The following is a 14,540-nucleotide window of genomic DNA, read 5'->3' on the forward strand; positions in this document are numbered from 1 at the left end:
CGTCAAGTGATGTCGAAGAGTTTGTCGAAATTGGAGATGGCGAGGATCTTTTTCACGTCAGAGCTGCTGTTGACGACTCGCACGTCCGAGTTATCGCCGCCGGCGTGATCGCGCAGCAGGAGCAGCATGCCCAGTGCCGAGCTGTCGAGGTAGGTGGCTTCTTTCAGATCCACCACAATGGACTCAGGCTTCTTGTCGAGCCGCTCATAAGACTCACGAAATTCCTGATGGCGCCCGAAATCGAACCGCCCCTTGACCGAAATCGTCAGTTTTTGACCATCCGGAGATACTTCTGTAACGACTGACATTGACTGGCTTCCTTGTCATTGACGAACCTGTACAAGGTTTAGCACTTGCACAGGGTTGCAGCAAGGTTAGAAGCCAGATCAAAAGATCGCAGCCTTCGGCAGCTCCTACACTGATCCCCCTGTAGGAGCTGCCGAAGGCTGCGATCTTTTGATCTTGTTTTAAAACGGATTCTGCCGCGGTAACCGCTGCGACAACTCGTCGAGCAACTTCTGCTCGCGCTTGTCTTCGAGGCGTTGCGCCTCTTCGCGATAACGCTGCACCAGTTTGCGCAGCCCTTCGACCTTGGCGAACGCCTGTTGCCATTCCTCCCGGGCCTTTTCGAGCTTGTTCTGGTGCCAGACCAGGCTCTGGCGCTGCTGATCAACCGCCGTGTCGAGTTGCGCCAGAAAGCCCTGAAAGCCCAGCAGCCATTGGCCGGTCACGCCAGTGGCGCCGCGCACGATCCATTGCTCGGAGTAGTCCAGACGAAAGGCATTGAGGTCGGCGAGTTTGCTTTCGGCGACCTTCACCTGCCCCTGAAAATAGCCCAGGCGTTGCACGGCGGTTTTCTCGGCCTGTTCGGCCATGTCCACCACCGGCGCCAGACGCGCGGCTCGACTGACAGTGGCCATGACCGGTTAGCCGCCCGCCGCTGGGGCAAACAGGGTTTCGAGGTAAGCCTGGCTTTCACCCATGTTGATTTTGTCGTTGAGGCCCTGACGCTGGTAGCGGACCAACTGCGGTTGCAGGGAGATCGCCAGATCGGTCTCGCGGTCGCCACCGGCAACGTAGGCGCCGACGCTGATCAGATCGCGGCTCTGCTGATAACGCGACCACAACTGCTTGAAGTATTGTGCGCGCTGCATGTGGTCTGGCGAGACCACCGCCGGCATCACCCGGCTGATCGACGCTTCGATGTCGATGGCCGGATAGTGCCCTTCCTCGGCCAGACGCCGGGACAGCACGATGTGACCGTCGAGTACGCCTCGGGCCGAGTCGGCAATCGGGTCCTGCTGGTCATCGCCTTCGGACAGCACGGTGTAGAACGCGGTAATCGAACCGCCGCCCTTCTCTGCGTTACCGGCACGCTCAACCAGTTTCGGCAATTTGGCGAATACCGACGGCGGATAACCCTTGGTCGCCGGCGGCTCGCCGATGGCCAGGGCGATTTCCCGCTGCGCCTGAGCGAAACGAGTCAGCGAATCCATCAGCAACAGGACGTTCTTGCCCTTGTCGCGGAAATACTCGGCGATGCGCGTGCAGTACATCGCGGCGCGCAGACGCATCAGCGGCGCATCGTCCGCCGGAGATGCGACGACAACGGAACGTTTGAGGCCTTCTTCACCGAGGCTGTGCTCGATGAATTCCTTAACTTCTCGACCCCGCTCACCGATCAGACCGACGACGATAATGTCGGCCTCGGTGAAGCGCGTCATCATGCCCAGCAACACCGATTTACCGACACCGGTACCGGCGAACAGACCCAGACGCTGGCCACGACCGACCGTCAGCAAACCGTTGATGCAACGGATGCCGACGTCGAGCGGCACGCTGATCGGGTCACGGTTGAGCGGGTTGATCGTCGGGCCGTCCATCGGCACCCAGTCTTCGGCTTTCATGCCGCCCTTGCCGTCCAGCGCACGACCGGCGCCGTCAAGCACGCGACCGAGCATGCTCATGCCCATCGGCAAACGCCCGGTATCAGCCAGCGGCACCACGCGGGCGCCCGGGGCAATACCGGCGACGCTGCCGACCGGCATCAGAAAGACTTTGCTGCCGGAAAAGCCCATGACCTCCGCTTCCACTTGGGACGGGTGATAGCTGTCGTCGTTGATCACCAGGCAGCGCGTGCCCATGGCCGCGCGCAGGCCTTCGGCTTCGAGGGTGAGGCCGACCATGCGCAGCAGGCGACCTTCAAGAATCGGCGCGCCGGCAATCTCGGTGGCCTCAGCGTAAGTGCTCAGGCGCTTGGCGAAACTGGTGCGTTCAAGGCGCATCGGGTTCGTCCGCGAGCGGCTCTTCAGGCGCGGCCGCCGGTTTTACGTCTTCTGGAATGTCCAGGCTCAGATCCGCTTCAGCCGGGTGCAAAGCCTGTTCGTGCAACTGATCGAACAGCTTGTCCATGACCTGACCAACACGGGTTTCGATGCTTGCATCGATGCGGCTGTGCTCGGTTTCAACCCGGCAGCCGCCCGGCAACAGTGATTCGTCTTCGACGATGCGCCAGGTTTCCTCATGACGCTCGCGCAGGGCCTTGGCCTGTTCGAAGTCCTGCGGATTGACGTACAGGCGCACGTTTTCCACACCCAGCGGCAACAGCTTGAGCGCATCGCGCATGACGTGTTCGATCTGACTGGAATCGATGGCCAGCTCGCGCTTGATCACCTGTTTGGTGATGTGTTGCACGAGGTCGACCAGCGACTTTTCGATCTGCGTGTCTTGTTCGGCGATGGGCTCGAACAGGTTCGCCATCAGTTGCTCAAGGCTGGCAAGTTTTGCCGCCAGTGCCACTTCAGCTTCCTGACGGACCTTGAGCGTGGCGCTGTGAAAACCTTCCTTTTCGCCGATGCCGAAACCCTCGTTGTAAGCCTCCTGACGAATGCTTTCGAGCTCTTCCAGGGTCAGTGGCTGGACTTCTTCCAGCGGCACTTCTTCCATTTCCGGCGGTTCGGGCTCCGGCTCGGGCTCGGGTTCCGGTTTCGGCGGGTCGAAGCTGGGCATGGCCCAGGATTCGAAACCACGGACATCGCGGGCACGGATCAGATCCGTCACATCGTCGTCGTGCTTGTCCATGGGCTTAGATCATTTCCTCGCCACCCTTGCCACCGAGTACGATTTCGCCGGCTTCGGCCATACGACGGGCAATGGTGAGGATTTCTTTCTGTGCGGTTTCGACGTCGCTGACGCGCACCGGGCCTTTGGCCTCGAGATCGTCGCGCAACAGTTCGGCAGCACGTTTGGACATGTTCTTGAAAATCTTTTCCTTGACGCCTTCGTCCGAACCCTTGAGGGCCAGCACCAGCACGTCGGAAGACACTTCGCGCAGCAACGCCTGGATGCCACGGTCGTCGACATCGGCGAGGTTGTTGAACACGAACATGAGGTCTTCGATCTGACCGGACAGGTCTTCGTCGACTTCGCGGATCGAGTCCATGAGCTGGCCTTCGATCGAGCTGTCGAGGAAGTTCATGATGTCCGCCGCACGCTTGATGCCACCCAGGGTGGTGCGCGAGGCATTCGAGTTGCCGGAGAACTGCTTCTCGAGAATCTGGTTGAGCTCTTTCAGTGCCGCTGGCTGCACGGTGTTCAACGACGAGACGCGCAGGATGATGTCCAGACGCACCTTGTGGTCGAAGTTGCCGAGCACTTCACCGGCCTGATCCGGGTCGAGGTACGCGACCACGATTGCCTGGATCTGCGGGTGTTCGTAACGGATCACGTCGGCAACGGCGCGCGGTTCCATCCATTTCAGGCTGTCGAGGCCACTGGTGTTGCCACCGAGCAGGATGCGGTCGATCAGGCCGTTGGCCTTGTCTTCACCCAGGGCCTGGGTGAGCATTTTGCGCACGTAGTCGTCGGAACCGACGCCGAGGCTGGTCTGGTCGCCGACGATGTCGACGAATTCGCTCATGACCTGCTCGACCTGCTCGCGATGGACGTTGCCCATCTGCGCCATGGCCACGCCGACGCGCTGCACCTCTTTCGGGCCCATGTGGCGCAGCACTTGCGCGGCATCAGTCGAACCCAGGGACAGCAGCAGAATCGCGGCTTTGTCGACCTTGGTCAGTTTGACGGTTGCGGCTCGGTTATCACTCATCTGCGTTAATCCACTCTTTCACGACCTGAGCCACGCGACCCGGATCCTCGGCCACCAGACTCTTGATTGCATTCAGTTGCGCGTCATAACCCTCGCTAGGGCTCGGCAACAGAATGCTCTGCGGACCACCGAGGCTCACGCGGTCGTTGGAAAGTTCGCCGTCCAGGCCGCCCATCCCGCCGAGTTCCACGTCGCTGCCAAGACCGGCCAGCTCCTTGCCTTTGCCGCCGCCGGTGATGTTGTTGAGCACCGGACGCAGCACACCAAACACCAGTACCAGGATGAACAACACACCCAGCACTTGTTTGACGATGTCCCAGAACCATGGCTGGGAGTAGAACGGAATATCGGCAATCACTTCGCCGCGCTCGGCGGAGAACGGCATGTTGATCACGCTGACGCTGTCGCCACGGCTGGCATCGAAACCGACGGCGTCCTGGACCAGACGGGTGAAGCGCGCCAATTCGTCAGCGCTCCACGGCGCACGGCTGGTTTCGCCGTTGGCCGCGTTGACCTTGACCTGATCGTCAACCACCACCGACACCGACAGACGATTCAGGCGACCCTGCTGCTGTTTGGTGTGGCTGATGGAACGGTCGAGCTCGAAGTTCTTGGTCGATTGTTGACGCTTGTCTGCCGGGTACGGCGCGAGCATCGGCTGGCCGGTGGCCGGATCCATGATCTGCTGACCGTTGGCATCAACCAATGGCTGACCTGGCTGCACCATGGCGGCCGGCGCGGCGGCGCCACCGGTGGTCTGCGGTGCCGAAGCTGGCGACGGCGGCTGGTTGCTCAGGGCACCCGGCACACCTTGCGGGCCATTACTGGCGGTGCGTTGTTCGTTGACTGACTGCTCGCTGCGCAACGCCGGTTGATCCGGGTTGAACTGCTCGGCTGTGGATTCGACGGCATTGAAATCGATATCGGCCGAGACTTCAGCCTTGTAGCGATCGTTGCCCAATACCGGTTGCAGAATGTTGTGCACGCGCTGGGTGAGCATGCTTTCCATGCGGCGGCTGTAATCGAACTGCTTGCCGGCCATGGTCATTTCGGAGTTTTCCGCCTGATCGGAGAGCAGGTTGCCCTTCTGATCGACGACGGTGATCTGCGATTTGCTCAGCTCGGGAACGGAAGTCGCCACCAGGTTGATGATCGCAATCACCTGACCCGGCTCCAGCGAACGACCGGAATACAACTCGACCAGAACCGAGGCGCTTGGCTTGCGCTCATCACGCACGAACACCGAACTCTTCGGAATCGCCAGGTGCACGCGGGCACCCTTGACGTTGTTCAGGCTGGAAATGGTCCGCGCCAGTTCACCTTCGAGGCCGCGACGATAACGCGTCGCTTCCATGAACTGGCTGGTGCCCAGACCTTGTTCCTTGTCGAGGATTTCGAAACCGATGTTGCCGTCGCTGGGAGTGACACCAGCAGCGGCGAGTTTCATCCGCGCACGGGACAGGTCGTCGGCCTTGACCAGCAAGGCGCCAGAATTCGGTTCGACGTTGTAAGGAATGTCGGCGGCGGCCAGGGTTTCCATGACCTGTTTGGCGTCCATGCCGGCGAGGCTGCCGTACAACGGGCGGTAATCCGGCTGCTGCGACCACAGCACCACGGCAAAGCCAATCGCCACGCTCGCAGCCAGGCCGACCAACAGGCCCACCTGACGCAGCATGGTCATCTCGGAGAGGTTTTCCAGGAAGGACAGGCCGAACAGCGGCGGTTTGCCGTCTATCGGGGTGGCCTTGGCCGGAACGTTATCGGCGACTGCTTCTGCCATGACTCAATCTCGTCCTTAAACCGGCATCTGCATGATGTCTTGATAAGCCTGAACCAGTTTGTTGCGCACCTGGGTCAGAGCCTGGAACGACACGCTGGCTTTTTGCGAAGCGATCATCACGTCCGTCAGATCGACGCCGCTCTTGCCCACTTCAAATGCGTTGGCCAACTGAGTCGACGCCTGCTGGGTATCGCTGACCTTGTTGATCGCCTGACCGAGCATGTCGGAAAAGCTGCTGCCCGCCAGTTCAGGGACAGCGGTCGTCGATTTCGGCGCAGACATGGCATCCAGCTTCATGGCCTTCATGTCTGTCATCAACCGATTAAATTCAATACCTTGGCTCATGGTCTACTCTCTTGGGCGGCCCGCAATTTTTTGACACTCACTCGGCGGGTACACAGGTATTAGCAACAAGGGTGCCAGCTCATGGGCACCCCTTTCAGAAAAGCATTTTCAGTTTTTTGCGGCACGTTTCAGGTGGCGAACAAATAACCTTCGACGTCCATCCCGGCATCGCGCATTTGCGCCAGTTTGTAGCGCAGGGTGCGCGGGCTGATGCCGAGCTTTTCTGCGGCTTCCTTGCGCCGTCCACGCTCAGAGCGCAGGGTGTCGATGATCATCTGAAACTCCCGGCGGCGCAGGTCATCGCCCAGTGCACCGGCAGAATCCGCTTCGATTTCCACTTCGCGAATCACTGAAGACACCTGCGCTGCGACGGGCAGCGCGGTGTACGTCACGGGACCGGCCAGGCAGAAATCCTGCGGCTGAATCAAACCACCCTGCTGCAGGATCAGCGCACGCTGAATGGCGTTATCCAGTTCACGCACATTGCCCGGCCACGGATAAGCCGTCAGACACGCTTGCGCCTCAGGCGAGAGTTTCGCTGTGGCGTGCTTCATTTTATTGACGTGTTTGGCCAGCAACCTTTCGGCCAGCGGCAAGATATCGGCAGTGCGCTCGCGAAGTGGACGCCAAGCGAGAGGGAAAACCGACAAACGGTAATAAAGGTCTTCACGGAAACGCCCCGCCGCCACTTCGCCCGCCAGATCGCGGTTGGTGGTGGCGACCACGCGTATATCCAGAGCAATCGGTTTACGCGCACCGACGCGCTCGACCTCGCGCTCCTGCAACACGCGCAGCAGTTTGGCTTGCAGACCGAGGGGCATTTCCGAGATTTCGTCGAGCAGCAGCGTGCCACCGTCGGCCTGTTCGAATTTGCCGGCCTGCGCCGCGATGGCACCGGTGAAAGAACCCTTCTCGTGACCGAACAACGTGGCTTCGAGCATGTTGTCCGGGATTGCCGCGCAGTTGATCGCAATGAACGGCTGGCTGGCGCGATGGGATTGTTGGTGAATGTAGCGCGCCAGCACTTCCTTGCCAGTACCGGACTCGCCGGAAATCAACACGGTAGAATCGCTGCGCGCTACTCGTGCGGCCAATTCGAGAAGTTGCGCACTGGCCGGTTCGACGGCAATAGGGCCTTCGCTTTCGCTCGCGCCAATAGTGCCCAGTGCATGCCGCGCCACCAGGTCCAGCAAAGCCTTGGGTTCGAACGGTTTGACCAGATAATCCGCCGCGCCTTGGCGCATCGCATCGACCGCGCGCTCGACGGCGCCATGAGCGGTCATCAGCAACACCGGCAATTGTGGCTGGCGAGCACGCAACAGCGCGAGCAATTGATGACCATCCATGCCAGGCATGTTGACGTCACTGACCACCAGACTGAACGCTTCGCGCGTGACTGCCGTCAACGCGTCTTCAGCGCATCCGACCGCCTGGTAATCGTGCCCGGCCAGCAGCAACGTATCAGCCAGTGCTTCGCGCAACGAGCGGTCATCCTCGACCAGTAAAACCTTGATGCCCATGACGTTCACTCAGCTCCCTGTACTGCGGAAAACAGCGGCAGGATGACCTGCGCGCACGTGCCACGCCCGACTCGCGAACGCAGCAGCAATTCTCCCTGATGTGCACGCGCCACCGCTTTGACCACGGTCAGGCCGAGGCCAGTGCCGGTGACTTTGGTGGTAAAAAACGGTTCGCCGAGCCGCGCCAGAACAGCCGGTTCGATGCCGCTGCCACTGTCGCTGATGCTCAGGCACAGGCTGTTGTCGCGGGTGTAGCAATGCACTTTCAGGCGAACGTCGCCGGCACTGGCCTGAATCGCGTTCTCGATCAGGTTCAACAGCGCGCCGACCAGCGTGTCGCGATTGCACAACAGCTCGCCGACATGACTGTCGCACTGCCAGCGGATTGGCAGATCCTGCACATGGGTCAGCGCCGCCGCTTGCAGAGCCTGCATCAAAGCGTTGGGTGTGAGGCGATCGGTCAGCGGCAATTCACCGCGAGCGAACACCAGCATGTCGCGCACCTGATGCTCCAGCTCGTGCAGGCGTTCTTTCAGGCGCCCGGCGAAACGCTGCTGGGTCGCGACCGGCAATTCCTGCTCAGTCAAATGACTGGCGTAGAGCAAGGCCGCCGACAACGGCGTGCGGATCTGATGCGCCAGCGAGGCGACCATCCGCCCCAGCGAAGACAAACGCTCGTGGCGCGCCAGTTGATCTTGCAGATGACGGGTTTCTGTCAGGTCGTTGAGCAACACCAACTGACCCGGCTCGGCGTCTAGCGAGCGGGTGGCAATCGACAGGCGTCGACCATTTTTCAGGGAGATTTCATGACCGTCGTCTTCACGCGGGGCAAAGCAGCGGGCAATGACGTGGCGCCACAATTCGCCTTCAAGCGGCAGCCCGAGCAACTCGATGGCAGCCGGGTTGGCCTCGTGCACCATGCCGTGACCGTCAATGACGATGACACCACCGGGCAACAGATCAAGAAGGTTTTGCAGACGATTGGCCAAGCGCTCTTTTTCAGCCAGCTCCTGCATGCGCTGGGCGCTGACTACCGCCAGCTCACCCTTGAGCTCGGTCACCCGCGCCTCAAGCATGCTGTAGGAGTCTGTCAGTTGGCTGGACATCTGGCTGAACAGCTCGAAGGCCTGCTCAAGACCCTGTCGGCTTGCCTGTTCTACGGAGGACGGTTGCCCCTCGGGACTGGAGGCAGAAGACATCTGGGCGGCTTGGGGCATTGTGCTTCTCGCTTGGCTGACCGTCAGTTAAACGGAACGTTGCGAGGGCTGTAGCAATACCCGTGCCTAAAAAAAACTGCTTATAAATGAAGCAGTTGAAAAACAGGCGTCAATCCTCCGCCTGTTCATCACCATCGCGCCGGCTCATGCCGTACTTGCGCATCTTCTCGACCAGAGTGGTACGACGAATACGCAGACGTTCAGCGGCACGCGCCACAATGCCATTGGCATCGTCCAGCGCCTGCTGGATCAGGCCCTGCTCCAGACCACCGAGATAGTCTTTCAGGTCCAGGCCTTCCGGCGGCAGCATGGCGTTGGCGGTGAAGTCCGGCGTGTGGCCGTTGATCGCCACGCGCTCTTCGAGATCGCTGCGCAGGCTGTCGACCATTTGCTCGTCTTCGTCGTCGACGTAGCGGAATTTCTTCGGCAACTCGACCACGCCGATCACCCCGTACGGGTGCATGATCGCCATGCGCTCGACCAGGTTGGCCAGCTCGCGGACGTTGCCCGGCCAGCCGTGACGGCACAGCGACATGATCGCTGCCGAGTTGAAACGAATCGAACCGCGCTTCTCGTGCTCCATGCGCGAGATCAGTTCGTTCATCAGCAATGGGATGTCTTCGACGCGCTCACGCAGCGGCGCCATCTCGATCGGGAACACGTTCAAGCGATAGTAGAGGTCTTCGCGGAAGGTGCCGATCTCGATCATGCTTTCGAGATTTTTGTGCGTTGCGGCGATGATGCGCACATCGACGCTTTGGGTCTTGTTGCTGCCCACGCGCTCGAAGGTGCGCTCCTGCAGGACGCGCAGCAGCTTGACCTGCATCGGCAGCGGCATGTCGCCGATTTCGTCGAGGAACAGCGTACCGCCGTTGGCCAGCTCGAAACGCCCGGCACGACTGGTGATCGCACCGGTGAAGGCACCCTTCTCGTGACCGAACAATTCGCTTTCGAGCAGCTCTGCCGGGATCGCCCCGCAGTTGACCGGAACGAATGGCGCATCGCGACGCTTGGAATGGTAATGCAGGTTACGCGCAACCACTTCCTTGCCGGTGCCGGACTCGCCGAGGATCAGCACACTGGCGTCGGTGTCGGCGACCTGCTGCATCATTTGGCGCACGTGCTGAATCGCACGACTGGTGCCAACGAGGCTGCGGAACAGGTTGGGTTCGCGATGACGACCGCGCTCGCGGGCCTGGTCATACATCTCGCGATAAACCTGGGCACGGTGCAGCGAATCGAGCAATTTGCTGTAGCTGGGCGGCATTTCGAGGGTCGAAAGCACTCGGCGACGCTGGTCTTCAGGCAAGTCAACGGAAGAATTATCGCCCATCAACAAAACCGGAAGGAACTCATCCCAGGTTGAGAGTGTCTTTAACAAGCCCAAAAGCGCGCCAGGAGCATTAACGGTCCCGATCAGTACGCAAATGACCTCACGACTAGACGACAAAGAGCCGACTGCCTGCTGCCAGTCATGGCTGCCGCAGGGTAAATTTTCTTCGCCGAGAAAATTTAGAATCACCGCCAGGTCGCGGCGGCGGACGCTATCGTCATCGATCAGCAGAATTTTGGTTTCACGCCACATGCAATAGCAACTTCCCTAGTCAACTCAATGCCCGAAAAATGGGGCAAGCGAGACGCTTGCAGGACACCATGTGCCTGTAGACGCCTGAAATCTGAAAACAGCCACTAGTTAAGTCAAAAAACCGTGCACAGTCAAATTTATGGCGCACATGCCTGGATTAACTGGGGGGCAATTAACCAAACAGATGGTAAACCTTTGCCGCCTTCTGCGCTTGGGTGATCTGCGACATCTCGTTGGCAATCGCTTGCCGCTCACCCATGGCCACCTCAAGAAGCTCCTTGTAGACATGGAGCAACTCTTCAAGATTGTCGCGCAACGCGACTTCGTCCAGCGAAGCCTCAGCCATGACGTCTTCCATGCAGGAACGGCAAGCCAGATCCAGCTCGCCAATGGCTTCCCAATTACGCTCGGCCAATGCTGTGACCAACGCTTCACGGGTATCGGCGATTCGCTGCAATACAAGACTCATGACGATCTCCTTAAAACTGGGGGCCTGGTGGAGCGATGCCGTCCCAACCTTCCTTCACGGTGCGCAGCAGACCGGCAACCTCGTCAAGGATCTTCGGATCGCTCTTGAGATTGGCTTCGGCAAGCCGTTTCATCATGTAGATGTAGAGCTGGTTCAGCTCAGCCACCGACTCGGCGTTGTTTTCCAGATCCAGACCTTCACACAAGCCGCCAATGATGCCAACGGCCTTGCTGATGGCCGTGCACTTGGCAGCAATGTCCTTGCGCTCAAGGGCGCCCTTGGCCTCAGCGATACGCCCCAGACCACCTTCCATCAACATTTGCACCAGACGGTGCGGGCTCGCTTCGGATGTCTGCGCATGCGCGCCGACTTTCTGGTACTGCCGAAGGGCTAACATTGGATTCATGTTCTACCTCATTGCCACAATGACTCGTATATCCAGTGTATCGCCAACGAATCAGAGAACTTTAGATCAAAAGACAAAAACCCGGCACACGCCGATAAAGCGTAGCCGGGTTTTTGTCGTGCCTGCCTGTTACTTCGCGGACTGCTGAGCGTTCAGCGAGGTGAAGAACGAGGTAATACTGCTCGCCGTCGCCTTCATCTGCCCTACCAGCAAGTCCATGGCGTTGTACTTGGCAGTCAACGTCTTGGTCAGGTTGGCGACACGCAAATCCAGCGCCAGTTGCTGGTCGGTCAGGCTTTTCGTGTTTTTGGTGAGAATGGCCATACGCTGATCAAGCAGACCGGTACCGCCAATGCTACCCGTCGCCGGTTTGAGGTACGGATCTACCGCTTTGCTCATGCGCGCCAACAGACCATTGGTGTCGTCGGTGCCGGTGAACAACTGCTGAACCTGGCCAGTCATGCCTGGCTGCGCCATGGTTTTGGTGAACGCAGCGGTATCAAACGTCAGGTTACCAGTGTTGCGATCGGTCATTACACCCAACTGGGACAGTACGGACAACTCACCGCCAGCGCCCTTAGCTGTCAACTCGCCACGAATATCGGCAATCAGTGCGCGCGGCATCGCGTCGCCCGTGAACGCCGCTTGCACGGTCAGCTTGCCATCGGCATCCGGCGTCGCCTTGGACAGCGTATCGATGGTGGTCTTCAAGGTGTTGTAGGCGTCGACGAACGACTGAATCGATGTCTGCAGACCTTTGGTGTTGGCATCCACGGTGACAGCCGTAGGCTTGCTCGGCGGCGTGCCCTCGCTGACCGTGGTCAAATTCAGAGTCAGGCCACTGATTGCGCCGGTCACCGTGTTGCTTTTGCTGGTGACCTCAAGACCGTCAATGGTCAGCTTGGCGTTTTTCGCAACGCCGTTGACGGCACCTGAAGCGCCTGCAGCCGGGCTAGTTCCCATCGGCTGGGTACCATCGATTTCCAGACCGGCAATACCGCTCACGGTGAGGTCAGAACCTTCGCCGGTCTTGCTCGAACTGATCACCAGGCGCGAAGCACCGGTGCTGTCGGTCACGATGTTGGCAGAGATGCCGTTGGCGCCCTGAGCCTTGTTGATGGCGTCGCGGGTGGTCTGCAACGTGGCATCGGCCGGAATGTCGACATTGTAATCAGTGCCATTCTGACTGATTTTCAGGGTACCACTCGGAATGGCACTGGCGGCACCGCCGGCAAAAGAAGCGCTGGCGACTTTCGAGCCTGTAGCCAACTGAGTGACGACAACATTGTAATTGCCCGCAACCGCAGTACTGTCGGACGTCGCAGTCAGGTTTGTGTTGCTGGAAGTCGCGGTGAAGCCGGCAAATGCAGGATTGGTCTTGCTGCTCAGATTGGTCATCGCCGTCTGGAACGCAGTCAACGCGCTCTTCAGCGAACCGATGCCGGAAATCTTCAGCGTGTTGGCTTTGGTGGCGGTATCGATCTGCGTCTGCTTCGGCGCCTTGTCGGCGTTGACCAGCGCAGTGACGATCGCACCGATGTCCAGGCCGGAACCCAGTCCGGAACCCGGTAGAATTGGACTTGCCATGTGCATCTCCCTTCAGATTGTTGCCATTCTTTTGACCGTTACACGCGTCCTGAGAACGGACAAACATTATTCATGCCAGCTATCAGACTTTGGCGTCGAACAATACGTGACTCGCATTGGCCAGACTGTCTGCCAGCTTGAGGGCTTCTGCGGAGGGAATCTGTCGAACGACCTCACCCGTCTCGCTTGCGATCACCTTGACGATGACCTTTCCGGAATGCTCGTCGATCGAGAACTCCAGATTGCGCTTGATCGATTGAACGAACTTCTCGATCTCCTGCACCGCCAGTTTCAACTTGGCGTCGTCCGTAACCTGACTCTTGGCAGCGACGGGCGCTTCAGTCTTGGCCACTTTCGGCGTTTCTGACGGTTTGTCAGCAACCGGAGTGACTGGCTTGGGAGCCGGATAAGACTGGTTAAGCTTGACGCTCATGTCCATGCTCATCACCTCCTAACGTAAAAGGGCGAGAGAGCACGACCAGCGCACTCCCCCGCCCAAACTTGTTCCGAAATTACTGAAGCAGCTTCAGTACAGCGGAAGGCAGTTGGTTGGCTTGAGCCAGAACGGAGGTCGAAGCCTGCTGCAGAGTTTGCTGCTTGGTCAGGTTAGCAGTTTCTGCGGCGAAGTCGGTGTCTTGTACACGACCCTGAGCAGCGGTGGTGTTCTCAACGATGTTCTGCAGGTTGGAGATGGTGCTGGTCAGACGGTTTTGCGAAGCACCCAGGCTGGCACGGGTATCACCGATTGCAGCGATAGCAGCGTCGATTGCAGTGATAGCGTTGTCGATGTTGCTACCAGCGGTAGCAGCGTCAGTACCGGTCAGAGCCAGAGTACCTTTGTCCACAGACAGGCTGACGGCGTCGAACTTGGAGCTCAGTACCAGGTCGATGTGGTTAGCAGTACCGGTGTTTGCGCCAACTTGCAGGGTCACAGTACCAGCCGAACCGTCCAGCAGGTTTTTGCCGTTCAGGTTGGTGGAAGCTGCGATACGGGTGATTTCGTCCGACATGTCGGCGAATTCTTTGTTGGTTGCTTTCTGGTCAGCAGTGCCGTTAGTGCCGGTACGTGCTTTAACAGCCAGTTCACGCATACGCTGCAGGATGTCGGTAGTAGCTTGCAGAGCGCCTTCAGCGGTCTGAGCAACGGAGATACCGTCGTTGGCGTTCTGGATAGCCTGGTTGCCACCGCGGATTTGCGATTGCATACGAGTGGAGATCTGCAGGCCAGCGGCGTCGTCTTTAGCGCTGTTGATTTTCAGGCCGGAAGACAGGCGCTGCATCGAAGTCGACAGAGCGTCGGAAGCGCGGTTCAGGTTTTTCTGAACGTTCAACGACGTGGTGTTGGTGTTTACTGTTAAAGCCATGACGAATTCCTCGTTGGTTGGGTACTGCGGCTTCCGGCCCTGGCAACCGCCGGGTATGGCCTAGAGAACCTTCGTAATAGTTATCGTCGGGTTTGCAGGTTGCTTGAGGGCTTTTTGAAAAAAATTTGCCATCACCCTGCCACCCCCGAGAAAACAAAGACT

At 59.2% G+C, this 14,540-nt stretch carries 15 protein-coding genes; all 15 read right to left on the minus strand.

Annotated features, from left to right (window positions below; genetic code table 11):
• Positions 1-2: 2 nt before the first annotated feature.
• On the minus strand, positions 3-308 hold the full coding sequence (locus F8N44_RS06215; protein WP_150649712.1) for an STAS domain-containing protein: 306 nt from the start codon (positions 306-308) through the stop codon (positions 3-5).
• A 159-nt stretch (positions 309-467) separates the two neighbouring features.
• Complete coding sequence (gene fliJ, locus F8N44_RS06220; RefSeq protein WP_127926314.1) at positions 468-920, minus strand: flagellar export protein FliJ; 453 nt, start codon at positions 918-920, stop codon at positions 468-470.
• Between the two features lie 6 nt (positions 921-926).
• On the minus strand, positions 927-2,285 hold the full coding sequence (fliI, locus tag F8N44_RS06225; protein ID WP_077571658.1) for a flagellar protein export ATPase FliI: 1,359 nt from the start codon (positions 2,283-2,285) through the stop codon (positions 927-929).
• Positions 2,275-3,081, minus strand: coding sequence for a flagellar assembly protein FliH (gene fliH / locus F8N44_RS06230; protein ID WP_150649713.1), 807 nt, complete (start codon positions 3,079-3,081; stop codon positions 2,275-2,277). Before fliH ends, fliI begins: the two co-directional genes overlap by 11 nt.
• A gap of 4 nt (positions 3,082-3,085) precedes the next feature.
• Complete coding sequence (gene fliG / locus F8N44_RS06235; protein ID WP_016771079.1) at positions 3,086-4,105, minus strand: flagellar motor switch protein FliG; 1,020 nt, start codon at positions 4,103-4,105, stop codon at positions 3,086-3,088.
• Positions 4,098-5,885 (minus strand): flagellar basal-body MS-ring/collar protein FliF, encoded by a 1,788-nt coding sequence (gene fliF, locus F8N44_RS06240; protein WP_122608306.1) that lies wholly within the window; start codon positions 5,883-5,885, stop codon positions 4,098-4,100. The genes fliG and fliF overlap by 8 nt, the downstream gene beginning before the upstream one ends.
• A gap of 15 nt (positions 5,886-5,900) precedes the next feature.
• Complete coding sequence (gene fliE, locus F8N44_RS06245; protein ID WP_123452716.1) at positions 5,901-6,230, minus strand: flagellar hook-basal body complex protein FliE; 330 nt, start codon at positions 6,228-6,230, stop codon at positions 5,901-5,903.
• Positions 6,231-6,358: 128 nt separating this feature from the next.
• Complete coding sequence (locus tag F8N44_RS06250) at positions 6,359-7,750, minus strand: sigma-54-dependent transcriptional regulator (RefSeq protein ID WP_150649832.1); 1,392 nt, start codon at positions 7,748-7,750, stop codon at positions 6,359-6,361.
• Positions 7,751-7,755: 5 nt separating this feature from the next.
• Complete coding sequence (locus F8N44_RS06255) at positions 7,756-8,949, minus strand: sensor histidine kinase (protein WP_191630870.1); 1,194 nt, start codon at positions 8,947-8,949, stop codon at positions 7,756-7,758.
• 127 nt (positions 8,950-9,076) lie between these two features.
• Complete coding sequence (locus F8N44_RS06260; RefSeq protein ID WP_007920053.1) at positions 9,077-10,552, minus strand: sigma-54 dependent transcriptional regulator; 1,476 nt, start codon at positions 10,550-10,552, stop codon at positions 9,077-9,079.
• Positions 10,553-10,724: 172 nt separating this feature from the next.
• Positions 10,725-11,021 carry a flagellar protein FliT gene (fliT, locus tag F8N44_RS06265; protein ID WP_122593386.1) on the minus strand — a complete coding sequence of 99 codons (297 nt, stop codon included), beginning with the start codon at positions 11,019-11,021 and terminating at the stop codon, positions 10,725-10,727.
• A 10-nt stretch (positions 11,022-11,031) separates the two neighbouring features.
• A complete protein-coding gene (gene fliS / locus F8N44_RS06270) occupies positions 11,032-11,427 on the minus strand; it encodes a flagellar export chaperone FliS (protein WP_150649715.1) in 396 nt (131 codons plus the stop codon).
• 129 nt (positions 11,428-11,556) lie between these two features.
• Entirely contained in the window at positions 11,557-13,014 is a 1,458-nt protein-coding gene (gene fliD / locus F8N44_RS06275; RefSeq protein WP_123376256.1) for a flagellar filament capping protein FliD, read from the minus strand.
• 82 nt (positions 13,015-13,096) lie between these two features.
• On the minus strand, positions 13,097-13,453 hold the full coding sequence (locus F8N44_RS06280; protein WP_064390852.1) for a flagellar protein FlaG: 357 nt from the start codon (positions 13,451-13,453) through the stop codon (positions 13,097-13,099).
• Positions 13,454-13,526: 73 nt separating this feature from the next.
• Positions 13,527-14,378, minus strand: a complete 852-nt coding sequence (locus tag F8N44_RS06285) for a flagellin domain-containing protein (RefSeq protein ID WP_123376257.1) — start codon at positions 14,376-14,378, stop codon at positions 13,527-13,529.
• Between the last annotated feature and the right edge of the window lie 162 nt (positions 14,379-14,540).

This window comes from Pseudomonas fluorescens, assembly GCF_902497745.1.
Lineage (GTDB): Bacteria > Pseudomonadota > Gammaproteobacteria > Pseudomonadales > Pseudomonadaceae > Aquipseudomonas > Aquipseudomonas fluorescens_BM.

Bases quoted from the DNA above. Each gene is read 5' to 3' on its own strand.
- F8N44_RS06250 (WP_150649832.1), bottom strand. From the start codon at position 7,750: ATGGGCATCAAGGTTTTACTGGTCGAGGATGACCGCTCGTTGCGCGAA.
- fliJ (WP_127926314.1), bottom strand. From the start codon at position 920: ATGGCCACTGTCAGTCGAGCCGCGCGTCTGGCGCCGGTGGTGGACATG.
- fliF (WP_122608306.1), bottom strand. From the start codon at position 5,885: ATGGCAGAAGCAGTCGCCGATAACGTTCCGGCCAAGGCCACCCCGATA.
- fliD (WP_123376256.1), bottom strand. From the start codon at position 13,014: ATGGCAAGTCCAATTCTACCGGGTTCCGGACTGGGTTCCGGCCTGGAC.
- F8N44_RS06215 (WP_150649712.1), bottom strand. From the start codon at position 308: ATGTCAGTCGTTACAGAAGTATCTCCGGATGGTCAAAAACTGACGATT.
- F8N44_RS06285 (WP_123376257.1), bottom strand. From the start codon at position 14,378: ATGGCTTTAACAGTAAACACCAACACCACGTCGTTGAACGTTCAGAAA.
- F8N44_RS06280 (WP_064390852.1), bottom strand. From the start codon at position 13,453: ATGGACATGAGCGTCAAGCTTAACCAGTCTTATCCGGCTCCCAAGCCA.
- fliG (WP_016771079.1), bottom strand. From the start codon at position 4,105: ATGAGTGATAACCGAGCCGCAACCGTCAAACTGACCAAGGTCGACAAA.
- F8N44_RS06260 (WP_007920053.1), bottom strand. From the start codon at position 10,552: ATGTGGCGTGAAACCAAAATTCTGCTGATCGATGACGATAGCGTCCGC.
- fliH (WP_150649713.1), bottom strand. From the start codon at position 3,081: ATGGACAAGCACGACGACGATGTGACGGATCTGATCCGTGCCCGCGAT.
- fliI (WP_077571658.1), bottom strand. From the start codon at position 2,285: ATGCGCCTTGAACGCACCAGTTTCGCCAAGCGCCTGAGCACTTACGCT.
- fliT (WP_122593386.1), bottom strand. From the start codon at position 11,021: ATGAGTCTTGTATTGCAGCGAATCGCCGATACCCGTGAAGCGTTGGTC.
- F8N44_RS06255 (WP_191630870.1), bottom strand. From the start codon at position 8,949: ATGTCTTCTGCCTCCAGTCCCGAGGGGCAACCGTCCTCCGTAGAACAG.
- fliE (WP_123452716.1), bottom strand. From the start codon at position 6,230: ATGAGCCAAGGTATTGAATTTAATCGGTTGATGACAGACATGAAGGCC.
- fliS (WP_150649715.1), bottom strand. From the start codon at position 11,427: ATGAATCCAATGTTAGCCCTTCGGCAGTACCAGAAAGTCGGCGCGCAT.